Origin of the sequence: Alistipes sp. CHKCI003, from assembly GCF_900021155.1 — a bacterium.
In the GTDB taxonomy this organism is placed as follows: Bacteria; Bacteroidota; Bacteroidia; order Bacteroidales; family Rikenellaceae; genus Alistipes; species Alistipes excrementavium.
On record NZ_FCNT01000053.1, the window covers coordinates 1 to 11,958 of the forward strand.

9 protein-coding genes are annotated in these 11,958 nt (G+C 59.6%); 7 read left to right on the plus strand and 2 right to left on the minus strand.

Annotated elements, in window-relative coordinates:
- The 6 genes from BN3659_RS06890 to BN3659_RS06920 form a co-directional block, all read left to right on the plus strand.
- Positions 1-947, plus strand: a 947-nt coding sequence (locus BN3659_RS06890; protein ID WP_141682527.1) for a C10 family peptidase, incomplete at its 5' end; no start/stop codon positions are given.
- A 168-nt stretch (positions 948-1,115) separates the two neighbouring features.
- Positions 1,116-1,787 (plus strand): hypothetical protein, encoded by a 672-nt coding sequence (locus BN3659_RS06895; protein ID WP_091535616.1) that lies wholly within the window; start codon positions 1,116-1,118, stop codon positions 1,785-1,787.
- A gap of 386 nt (positions 1,788-2,173) precedes the next feature.
- Positions 2,174-2,437 (plus strand): PqqD family protein, encoded by a 264-nt coding sequence (locus tag BN3659_RS06905; RefSeq protein ID WP_091535619.1) that lies wholly within the window; start codon positions 2,174-2,176, stop codon positions 2,435-2,437.
- An 8-nt stretch (positions 2,438-2,445) separates the two neighbouring features.
- The gene (locus BN3659_RS06910; protein WP_091535621.1) at positions 2,446-2,868 is read left to right on the plus strand and encodes a hypothetical protein; all 423 of its coding nucleotides are present in this window, start codon (positions 2,446-2,448) and stop codon (positions 2,866-2,868) included.
- 148 nt (positions 2,869-3,016) lie between these two features.
- Entirely contained in the window at positions 3,017-5,356 is a 2,340-nt protein-coding gene (locus tag BN3659_RS06915; RefSeq protein ID WP_091535623.1) for a TonB-dependent receptor, read from the plus strand.
- 23 nt (positions 5,357-5,379) lie between these two features.
- Positions 5,380-5,721, plus strand: a complete 342-nt coding sequence (locus BN3659_RS06920; protein WP_091535625.1) for a heavy-metal-associated domain-containing protein — start codon at positions 5,380-5,382, stop codon at positions 5,719-5,721.
- Positions 5,722-6,602: 881 nt separating this feature from the next.
- Here the strand turns inward: BN3659_RS06920 and BN3659_RS06930 are convergent.
- Positions 6,603-7,319 carry an MBL fold metallo-hydrolase gene (locus BN3659_RS06930; protein ID WP_091535628.1) on the minus strand — a complete coding sequence of 239 codons (717 nt, stop codon included), beginning with the start codon at positions 7,317-7,319 and terminating at the stop codon, positions 6,603-6,605.
- A 1,260-nt stretch (positions 7,320-8,579) separates the two neighbouring features.
- Here BN3659_RS06930 and BN3659_RS06935 point away from each other — a divergent pair.
- Positions 8,580-9,533, plus strand: a complete 954-nt coding sequence (locus BN3659_RS06935; RefSeq protein ID WP_141682528.1) for a hypothetical protein — start codon at positions 8,580-8,582, stop codon at positions 9,531-9,533.
- 613 nt (positions 9,534-10,146) lie between these two features.
- Here the strand turns inward: BN3659_RS06935 and BN3659_RS06940 are convergent.
- Positions 10,147-11,364 (minus strand): MFS transporter, encoded by a 1,218-nt coding sequence (locus BN3659_RS06940; protein ID WP_091535632.1) that lies wholly within the window; start codon positions 11,362-11,364, stop codon positions 10,147-10,149.
- Between the last annotated feature and the right edge of the window lie 594 nt (positions 11,365-11,958).

The window sequence follows — 11,958 nt, forward strand, 5'->3', positions numbered from 1 at the left end:
TCGGCGATCTGGTCTACATCGCCAACTTCCAGAACGGAGAGGGATATGCGATCCTCGGGGCCGACGACCGCATCGAATCCGTGATCGCAGTTACGGAACGTGGGTCGCTGACCCCCGAACAGCTCGCAGCGGCCGCAGACGGACAGTACGACGGCGCAGACGCCCCGCCAGTAGTGCCCGAAATCGGAGACTATCTGATCGAACGCATCGGCGGAATCCATAAGTACGACTCGCTGATCGGAGGAGGAACGGGATCGAATATAAGAGATCTTGTAATAAAGAAGGGGCGGACCGAGTTTCTCGATAGGAAGGGCCCTTATTGTAAAATGAAGTGGGGGCAGGGAGCTCCTTACAATCTTTCGACTCCCGTACACAGCGGACAGCACTGTATGGTCGGTTGTGTAGCTGTGGCCTTGGGACAGATCGTCGCCACGAACTATTACGATAAATATTATCCGATGAATATGAATCCCGATCCGCAAGTATTGGGTGGCAGAACGATTCATTGGGATGCGATTTTCAAAGAAATCAAAAGGTATAACGATTTTCCTTGGGCTCCCAAATATTATGATTCGAAGACCGAAGTAACTAATACGATCGAATCCGTCGCCGATTTGTTGAGCGGGATAGGCATTTCGATAGGAATGGATTATGGATTAGATGGCAGCAGTGCCAGCAACGATAGTGCATGTCGGTTTTTGAGGGCAGTCGGTTTTACTAATGTGGATAAATATTATTTGGATGCTGGAAAACTGAAGGAAATGGTAATAGACCGCGGTTTGCCGACTTATATTACGGGGCATGACGATAATGTCGACAAAGGTCATGCGTGGGTCGTCGACGGAGCTGCCGCCATACGACAGCATTCCACAATTACGAATAGGAAAACCGGCGAAGTTAAAGAAACTTATATGGATCTTTTTCTCTATCACTGCAATTTCGGATGATCTGGCGTTTGCGATGGATATTATCAGTCCGATGCTGTCGTGTGTCCGCGGAAAAATTCGAATTACAGCGAAGTCGGAGATCGGATCGATCCTACGGAAATAGGTACCGTTTATGAATATACGAATGAAAAAAGAATTATTTATTACAATCGCAAAAGTTAAGTCGTCATGAAAAAGATATTTCTTCCGATCGTCGTGTCGCTTTTACTTGCAGGATGCGACGACGACATGGTCCGCAGCAAAGCGGATTTGACTTTATTGGTTTCTTTTGTCCCCTATTACGAAGACAATGAACCTTTCAATATCACTCCCTCAGGTCTCGGGTTGCTGCAAGGTTGGTTCGGAGATATGAATGCACAGATGCCTGTCAATCGTATTTACTCGGCTCCGGAAGTCGGGGGCAGAGGGGAGAAGGCGGAACGGTTTCTGGAGATTGCCGAAAGAAACGGAGACCGGAGTTACAATCGATACGAAGATTGGATCAAATACAGCGGACGCTCCTGTTGTGCCGACAATTATCAAGCGGTGCATGCAAGATGTTTGAATGCTGCATGGGACGATGCGCATCCTGTGGGTTCGTCGCTCGACGATATCTTGGAAATTGAATACGGCTCCTATGCCGAATATGTCCGTGCAGGATATCCCGATAATTTGCCGTCCGGAAAAACGTATCGTAAGAAATTATCGGAGCTGAAAAAGGACGATATGTCGATGATAGATCCTTATTTCTACTTTTATAGTGATCCCGTCCCTCCTGCAGGCACCTATGAAATGGAGGTAACGCTCGTAACGACCGAGGGCGAGGAGAAGACCGCGACCTGCACGCTCGTGATCGAATGATCCGCATGCCGCGATATACGCCGACGGGAACGGTGGGGGCTGTCTGACAACTCTTAGACAGCCCTTTTTTATTCGTACTGCTCATCGGGAACTTTTCCGAATAGGCAATTCTCGGAGGGTTGAAAAAACTTGTTAGACAGCCCCATGATTTCCGTGCGGCGTTCCGAACCGGCGAAATCCGCGGCGCCCTGTGCGAAACCCGTGTCGCACGGAGCCCTGCAACCGCTCCGTGCGGCAACGGCAGGCGGGGGGGCCGCGTACTGCGCGGAATGCTTTCGGCCGCGGACGGACGTTCGTGCGGTCCGAAAAATCGGCCGGATGATGAGAAAAGTTTGGTTTTTCGGTAAATATTCATACTTTTGCAAAGGCAAACACGTTTTTGGAATATGAAAATACGCGACGAATACAAAGTGCGGGAGATCGCAGGCGAGCATGTCGTCATCATGCAGGGCCGCTACGGAGCCGATATGACCAAAGTCATTTCGCTCAACGAATCGTCGCTGTTTCTGTGGAACGAACTCGCGGGCCGCGAGTTCGAGACGGCGGATGCCGCCCGTCTGCTCGCGGAGCGCTACGGGATCGACGAGGCGACGGCTCTGCGCGACGCCGAGGCGTGGACGAAGGCGCTCGAATCGTGCAATCTGATCTGAAGAAAGCGATGCGTTCGAAACGGTACATAGCGTTGCTGCTCGCGGCGGTCTACCTTTTGGCGGTAGGCGGTCCTTCGGCCGTTGCGCTCGCGTGCCGCTGTGTTCCGCCGGCGAAAAGCGTGTACGGCGCATGTTGCCCGTACTGCGTCCGCGTGGTCGGGGACGTGCCGAGCGTGATGCACGACTCCTGCTGCGGCGATCATCACAGCACCGATATCGCATTGTATACCGCTTCGTCGCATGATTCGGAGAAATTCGTCAAGCGGATCGTGGCTTCCGACTTGCCGGACGCTCTGGCGGCCGAACCGGTCCTGACGACAGGGGTGCCCGCACCGGCGGGTTGCGACCGCATCGCGGTGCGGTGCGCGGGTTCGGTGCCCGATTCGTTCGTGGCGTCGTGCGGCCTCAGAGCGCCGCCCGTATTGGTTTGAAACTCGGTTGCCCCGGGGATAGCTCATGCAGCGCCGCCCGTTGTGCAACCAACCATTTCGTTAAGCCGAGTGCAGAGCCGAACGCAAGTTCGGGCTATGCCGAGGCGGGAAATGGAAGAAAGCAATTTCAACCAATCGACGGACATACATGAAAATCACGAAAGGAAAGATAATAACATCGATCATTCTACTCTCTGGTGCGTGCGGCACTCTGCGTGCGCAGGAAATCCGGGGAGTTGTGCTGGGCTCCGACAACCAGCCATTGCTCGGAGCTTCGGTATTTTGGGAGGGAACGACGGTCGGTACGGGCACAAACGTATCGGGTGAGTTCTCGCTTCACAGAGTGAAGGGCTACGACCGCCTTATTGCGTCGTATTTAGGGTTTGTGAACGATACGCTTCGCGTCGAACCGGGCGCGGAGCGTATCAATTTCGTCCTCCGACCGGACGGAATGGAGGTCGAGGACGTGGTCGTGGAGGGAACGATGAGCGGCAACTTCGTCAAACGCGACGGCATTGCCAAGAACGAAATGATCTCCTTCGCGGGGCTGTGCAAGATGGCCTGCTGCAATCTCGCCGAGAGCTTCGAAAACTCCGCTTCGGTTACGGTCGGATACAGCGACGCCATTTCGGGCGCCCGTCAGATCAAGATGCTCGGTCTGGCCGGTACTTACACCCAGATTCTCGACGAGAACCGCCCGATCATGCGCGGCCTGAGCGCTCCCTACGGCCTGAGCTATACGCCCGGCATGTGGCTCAATTCGATACAGGTCTCCAAGGGCATCGCCTCCGTTACGGCGGGACACGAGGCCATCACGGGGCAGATCAATCTCGAACACCGCAAGCCGACGGACGAAGAGCGTCTGTTCGTCAACCTCTATCTGGACGACGAGCTGCGTCCCGAGGCCAATATTTCGACGGCTTTTCCCGTAACGAAAAACAAGAAGCTATCGAGCGTGATCCTGCTCCACGGGTCGATGGACACGCACGTGCGCGACATGGACCACAACGGCGACGGATTCCTCGATCTGCCGAAGGCCGACCAGATCAACATCGCCAACAAGTGGCTCTACACGGCCGACAACGGCGCGCAGATCCGCTGGGGATGGAAATACGTGCGCGAGAACCGTCTGGGCGGCATGGCGGATTACAAGAAATCGCTCTACGACCGGATGATCCGGAGCGTCTTTACGGACGAGCCGCTCTACGGATCGGAGATTCGCAACCGCGGGGCGAACGCCTATTTCAAGATCGGGATGCCCGTGGGACCTTCGGTCTACGACCGGGACGAGCAGGACGAAATGCGTTCGAATTTCGCGTTCGTGGTGGACTACGACCATTTCGACGAAGACTCCTACTTCGGCCTGAACACCTACGAGGGCAGCGAGAATACGCTTTCGGCCAACCTCATGTACAATCACTACTTCACCTACCGTTCGTCGCTGATCGTGGGTGCGCAGGCGCACATGCAGTCCTTCGACGAGGGACTGTGGAACAGGATGCCCGATTTCGCGGATAAGAAGATCACGGACTATTATACCGACATGGACCGCGACGAGAACGAAGTGGGGGCCTATGCCGAGTATACCTATTCGATCCGCGACAAGTTCTCGCTCGTGGCGGGCGTGCGCGGCGATTACAACACCTTTTACGAGAAGTGGTACCTGACGCCCCGCGGACAGGTGCGGTGGAACATCACGCCCACGACGACGTTCCGTGCGTCGGCCGGTCTGGGTTATCGTTCGACCAATGTCATTACGGACAATATCGGCATTCTGGCTACGGGACGCCGGATCGTGCTGCCGGAGGATTTCCGCCATTTCGACCGGATGGAGAAGGCGCTGACCGTGGGCGGCAGTCTGACGCAGACCTTCGACCTCATCCGGCCCGACGCCGCGACGCTGAGTTTCGACTATTTCCGTACGCAGTTCTACAACTCGGTGATCGCCGATCAGGAGCGCGACGCGCAGAACATCTATATTTACAACACCGACGGCCGTTCGTACACCGACACGTTCCAGATCGACTTCTCGTGGACGCCCGTCGAGCGGCTCGACATCTTTGCCACGTTCCGATACACCGATTCGGAGATGACCATCGAACGGGCCGACGGCACGACGACGCGCGTGAAGCGGCCGCTCGTGAGCGAGTACAAGACGCTGTTCAACATTCAGTACGCTACGAAGTTCCGCCGTTGGGTATTCGATGCGACGGCGCAGCTCAACGGCCCTTCGCGCATTCCGACCCAGAACGGCGATCTGGCCGATTCGCACTATTCGCCCCGCTATCCGGTTTTCTTCGCGCAGGTGAGCCGCAAGATCGGCAAGTTCGATATTTATGTGGGCTGCGAGAATATCGCCGACTACCGCCAGCACGATCCGATCCTCAATGCGGACAAGCCCTTTTCGACGGGTTTCAACTCGTCGCTGATATGGGGCCCGCTGATGGGCCGCAAGTTCTATGCGGGCATGCGTTTCAACCTCTATTGATAACTTATAAAACGAGACCTTATATGAAAAAGATTCTGTTGGTAGCTCTGATGGCCTTCGTGGGCATCGGCGTGTGTCCGGCTCAGAAGCAGGGCAAGAAGACGACTACCGTGGTATTTGCGGCCGAAATCGACTGCGAGCAGTGCGTGAACAAGATCATGAACAACATCCCGTCGCTCGGCAAGGGCATCAAGGACGTGCAGGCCGATACCCGGACCAAGGAGATAACGGTGGTGTACGATGCGTCGAAAAACGATGTGGAGCACATTGTCAAAGGTTTTTCGTCGCTCAAAGTGAAGGTTGCGCCCAAGACCGTGGACGGCGAAGCCGTGGAGAGCGCTTCGGAGGGCTCCGCACGGGGGTAGCGGTCGTAACGGCCGGCGTGAAACGGAGAGAGGGAAGTTCGTGCATGCGAATTCCTCTCTCCGTTTTGCGGGTATATGCCCGCGGTCCGGCGGCCGATCCCCGATATGCCGTCGCAAGGTATCCGGCGGAAATCGACCTCGACCTCGACTTCGGCTTCGGCCGCGGCCTCTGCTTCGGTCGGACCGGACGGTGCCGCCCCGTCGCGGCATCCGGCCCGGTTCGCCTTTTGGGAACTCCGGACGGGGGCCGGACGGGGCCGGACGTCGGAATACGATGTTTTGGGTGCTGCGTATTTTCCACTTCGATTTTCGGAGGAGGGGGCGTCTTTCCGGAGACGGTGTTCGACACTGTGTTTTATGCCCCGCTCGGTTTCGCCGGGACGCAGTTCGGGACGGAGTGCGGGTTTCGGCGGACGGTGTTCGGCACTGTGTTTTATGCTCCGCTCGGTCTCGTCGGGAAGCGGTTCGGGACGGAGTGCGGGTTTCGGCGGACGGTGTTCGGCACTGTGTTTTAGGCCCCGCTCGGTCTCGTCGGGACGCGGTTTCGGACGGAGTGCGGATTCCGGCGTATGGTGTTCCTGCACCGCATTCCATGCAGCCCCGGTGATCGAGGAACAGGTCCGGATGGCGTGCGTTCCGCATTCTTCGTGTTTGTTCCAAATCGGGCCGGCCGAACGGCAGCATCGTGCGGCTCCGCCGGCCGGCTGCCCTTCGTACCTGCACTGCACGGCGGTGTGCAGTGCGCAGCGGAGGCAATCGCCCCCCCCTGCCGCTGCCGGAAGAGGGCATAAAGACTTTGCCGGCGGCAGATCGGCCGGGACATTTGACGCTTCTCGCCTTCGCGGGCGGGGGGGGAGCGGGCGGAGCGCGCTCGCCGATTCCTATTCCATCGGGCGGATGCGGACCTCGGCGACACCCTTCAAGGCGCGTTCGAGACGTTCGAGATCGGTCTTTTCGTCGACTTCGCCGTAATGATAGGGATAGAAAATCGCAGGCCGGAGCGCCTCGACCGCCTCGACGGCCTGATCCACGGTCATCGTGTAAGGCTGGTTGACGGGCAGAAAGGCGATGTCGATATTCTTGAGCGATTTCATCTCGGGCGTCGGCTCGGTGTCGCCGGCGATGTAGATGCGCGTACCGCCGATGGTGAGTATGTAGCCGCAGTCCTCGCGTTCGCGCGGATGGAACTGGAGGTGTCCCTCGGAGGTGTTGTAGGCCGGAACGGCGTCGATGCGGACGTAGGGCCGCGGTTCGGCGCTCATCCCGGGCGTCATTGCGATGCAGTCGCCCTCGAACGCTTCGGATGCGGTCTTGTCGCAGACGATCAGGCTGTTGCGGTCGGTCAGCGCATCGACGGCCGCACGGTCGAGGTGATCGTAGTGCGAGTGGGTGATGAGCACGAGGTCGGCCTTGGGCAGTCGGGCGTAATCGGCATATTGGGCGACGGGGTCGACGTAGATGTATTTGCCGCCCGTCTCGATCGAGAGCGAGGCATGTTTGAAAAATGTGAATGTGATCGGCGAGCCGTCGCGTGCGGCGATCGTGTCGGCGGGATAGGCCGGTGCTTTGTCCGAACGGGAGAAAGAGAAAAGTGCCATGCAGATCGGAATTTTATCGTTACAGGTTCAACATAGTGCGTCGTATGCATTTCGTGTACCGCGAATCCCGGTACGGCGGTCGTATATGAGCCGTGTGAAACGACCGCCGAAGACAAAGATAGGATTTTCTTCGGCAACGAAATTAAAAACGACCGGAAAATTTTCCCGCTTTTTCGTTTCGTGCGCAGGATGCGCTCGGATGCACCAATGCACCCCGATGCGTCCTGTGTGCCCGACAGGTTCGGTCCCGACATCCCGACGTCCGAAGCGGACGGCGAGGCGCCTGTTCGTTGACCGGGGCTGAGAAGGTGCGCGGCGGCCCCCCCCCTCCCGGCATTCGTGCGGCGGAACGGCATCTTACGAACGATACGTCTTTTTTCGTACTCCGGCCGTCGCCGCTTCCGTTCCAGCCGCTTCCGGTGCGGCGATTTCGCAGAGGCGGTTCCGGGGAGGGTGCCCGGCGTTTGCGAATCGCAGGAGGAGGCGCATGCCTGAAGCGTTTCGGACGTTGCGCTGTGCTGCGCCGGCGGCGAAACGGGCGCGGTCCGAAACGACGTGCGGCCGGCCTTCTGACTTTCTCCGTATCCTGATCTTCTGATCTTCCGACCTTCCGACCTCTTGGCCACCTGACCTCTTGACCTTCTGATCTCCCGACCTTCTGATCTTCTGACCTCCCGGTCTCCTGACCACTTGACCTCCTGACCTCCTGACCTCCCGAACGGCCGGCATGCCGGGACAAGGCCGCGACCGTGCGAATCCGTCCGCTTCCGCGCAGCGGCCTGTGCGTGCGCGATATGCGACCAGTGCGGGACGGGACGGACGGCCGACGGTCGGGGCGGTCTGCCCGGTAAATCCGCGCAGTCGTCGGGCCCGGCACAAGGGGCCCGATCGTAGTTTTTCGCTTTGCGAACGGCTTGGCATCCGCAGCTTCCGGACCGCTGCCTGACGGGCATGGCGAAGGGACGGAAAGGGCTTCCCGGTTGCGCGTCGGGCGGCATCGGGAGCTTCCGGAGCCTGCGCGGCGGGCCCGTAGGAGCGGAAGAGCGAAGAGCGGTTTCGGAATAATCGGATTTTCCGATATTCGGAGGTGAGTACGGCCGCCGAAGCGTCCGATATACGTATGGATCGTTTTTTTTATTTACCTTTGCAGCGACGGATCGGAATTCCGGATGAACTTTCGGAAAGACGGTCGGCCGGTCCGAAGGATAATAATCGGCGCCCGGCGACGTTGGTAGTTAGGATCGATTCGAAATGAGTGTTATGAAAAGGAACAAATTGATTTGGATGGCGGCGGTGGCCGCCGTTGCGCTGGGGCAGGCTTCCTGCCTGAATTCGGACAGCGATTTCCACGACGAGGCGGCACCCGTTCGCCCCGGGATCTACATCTACAATGCGGCCCATTCGCAGAACGAGGCCGCCATGCAGCCTGCGGACGTCGCATTGCGACTGGCCGTATTGCGGGCCGAGGCGGAGAAACAGGGCAAGACCGACGACCTGAACTCGGTTACGGTCGACGGGCAGAACGTGAAGACGCTGCTCTTCGGCATGTATACGCAGATCACCGAAGACGAGTCGGAGGCCGGGACCTACGTGATCGAATACCGCAACAGCGGCGGCCAGCGTCCCTACGACATCTATTCGCGGACGGGGACCGTGCGGGTGAAGACGCAGGGCGTCGCATTGGAGCGGACGGACGCATCGAAACGCTGGAGCGTGTCGCTCGGCTCGGAGAAGCTGGCCATAACGGGTGGCAGCTCCGTGGCGGTGCTGTCGACGGGCGAAACCGAGCTCTATTTCGAGGGCGGCGTCTGCCGGATCGGATTCAGCAATGCCTTGTCCGAGGCGGACGGCCGGAAGGCGAGCTGGTCGGGTGATTTTGAGCTGACGACCGAAATGAAGGAGGGGTTGAGTTTCTCCGGACTTAAAGACGCTTCGTTCGAACTCGACGGCTCGGCGCGCGGCACGAGTTTCTGGTCCTTCAACGGTACGACTTCCGCCGCCATGAGCTACACGGTAACGGATGGCAAATACCAGCCTTCGCGGACGGGTTCCCCTTCGACGATCATGGGCGGCACGGAGCTGTGCGGTCTGACCTCTCCGATGGATTACAATCCGGCGGATTATCCCTCGTCTGAGGTGAAGGTCGTGTGGACCGTGAGCGGCAATATGCTCTCCTATGCGGTAACGTACAACGGTACGACCGTGAACTTCTGAAGACGGTGCGTATCGACCCGTAAAGAGGTTGTCTGACAAGTTTTTTCAACCCTTCGGGAATTGCCTGTTCGGGAGAACTTCCGAACGGCGGCGAATAAAAAAGGGGCTGTCTGGGATTCATTGGACAGCCCTTTCGCTTCGCCTTCCGCCGGAACCGTGTTCGGCGGCGGTCTCTCTGCGGGGCGGCCGTGTGCCGAAGCGCCGCCGCCGTGTCTTGCGGCGGAGCGTCCGATCCGTTCGTGCCGAGTGCTTTTGCCGGATGCCGCTCTCGGTGCCGCGTTCCTCGGCGGACGGACGTTTGCCGCGGCAGGGCCGGTTGGGGGTGCAGTCGGCTGCGGGGCGTAGGTGGCGGGATGTTGCGGTCGTCGTTAACGTGTCGTTTACTGCATGCTGCGTCGGGGCGGTTCTTCTGCCGGCGGCGATCTGCACGGGTTTCGGTGTGGACGGAGCCTCGGCGGAACGCGGCGGAGAGGCGTCTGCATGCGCAGGTTTTCCTGCTTCGCTGTCCGGCAGACAGCCGCTTCGAGTTGAGAAGCGAAAGGCCTCGGGACAGCGTTCGCGGCTCGATCGGCCCCGGACCGCAAGGGGGGGGGAGTGCCGATCCGGACGAGGCTCAGGGCTGCCGGTCGAGTGCCAGCATCCGGCGCGAAAAAAGTCCGAGGATGCCGATTCCGACGATCACCGTACCCGACAGGACGAACGTGGGAAGCAGTCCCACGGAATCGGAGAAGAAGCCCGTGCCGAGGACGCCCAGCATGGCCGGCATCATACTGACGCCGGAGTAGAGCGAGAAGAAGCGCCCCTGCACGGCGGGGTCGATCCGCTGTTGTACGACCGAGACCAGCGATGCGTTGAAGACGCTGCCCGAAATACCGGCCAGCGCGGTCAGAACGGCGAAAAGGACGAAGGCCGACGGCGGCAGCAGTCCCGAGAGGGCGAACGTGAGCCCGACGACGATATACATCAGGTCGATGAGCAGGATTTTGTTGACGCGATAGCGGCGCATGCCCATCACGATGCCGCCGGCGAGCGCTCCGCCGCCCCAGACGATTTCGATGAGGCTCATCTCGAAGGTGCCGCCGCCGAAATGTTTGAGGGTCATCAGCGGAAAGAGCACCCCGACGGGCATGATGAAGAAGAGCACCGCGACGGCCGAGAGCACCAGTTGGGGCATTCCCCCGATTCGGACGATGGCGGCGGCACCTTCGCGCAGTTCGCGCCGCAGGCTCGGTTTCAGCGACCGGTCCCTCTCGGGGTTGGGGATGCGGACGAAGAGCAACGTGGTGCAGGCGATGGCCGCGCCCAGCACGTCGAGCAACAGAATGTCGCCCATCTGCGTAACGGTGAGCAGCAGGGCGCCCAGCGCCGGTCCTGCGATGCTGGAGAACGATTCGAGCACCTGATTGATGCCGGCGATGCGCGTGAGTTCCGACTCGGGGGCCAGCAGCGGAACGGAGGCCCGCATGGCGGGCGAATGGAATGCCGAGCCGACCGAGCGGCAGGCCAGCAGCACGTAGATATGCCACAGCTCGGCGGCGTCGAACCAGAACAGCAGCGCCAGCGCCAGCGTGCAGAGGGCGATGAAGCTGTCGGCCAGAATCATCGTGCGCTTGCGGTCCCAGCGGTCGACGTAGACGCCGACGAAGAGCCCCAGCACCGATTGCGGGAGCATGCCCGCGATGGCGGCGAGCGCCAGCGTCTCGGCCGAGCCCGTTTCGAGACTGAGCCAGAAGATCACGGCATAGCCCACCAGTGCGCTGCTGAGGATCGAGAGGCCCTGTCCCGTCCAGATGATCGCGAAGATGCGTTTCCAGTTTTTTTTATTTTCCATGTCGTGCAAAGTTCATAGCCCCGGCCCGGCCCGGAACTTTCCGGGGCGGGGAGCGGGCGCTGTCGGCCGTCGGTGCGGATCGTGTGCGGGTGTCCGCCCCGATGCCGCTGCGACGGCTCCGATGCGGAAGGTCCGCCGTCTGCGGCGCAGGTTGCGGCGCAGGTTCCTCTCCGTTCGAAGGTACTGCCGCCTGCGGGTTCAGTCGTCCTTTGGGCGGACGGATGCATTGTCTCGACCTCCTTTCGAGTGCATCGCCCGGGTTCTGCCGCCTGCGGGTTCAGTCGTCCTTTGGGCGGACGGATGCATTGTCTCGGCTTCCTTTCGAGTGCATCGCCGGGTCCTGCCGCCTGCGGGTTCAGTCGTCCTTTGGGCGGACGGATGCATTGTCTCGGCTTCCTTTCGAGTGCATCGCCCGGGTTCTGCCGCCTGCGGGTTCAGTCGTCCTTTGGGCGGACGGATGCATTGTCTCGGCTTCCTTTCGAGTGCATCGCCGGGTCCTGCCGCCTGCGGGTTCGGTCGTTCTGCGGGCGGACGGATGCATTGTCTCGACCTCCTTTCGAGTGCATCGCCCGGGTTCTGCCGCCTGCGGAAATC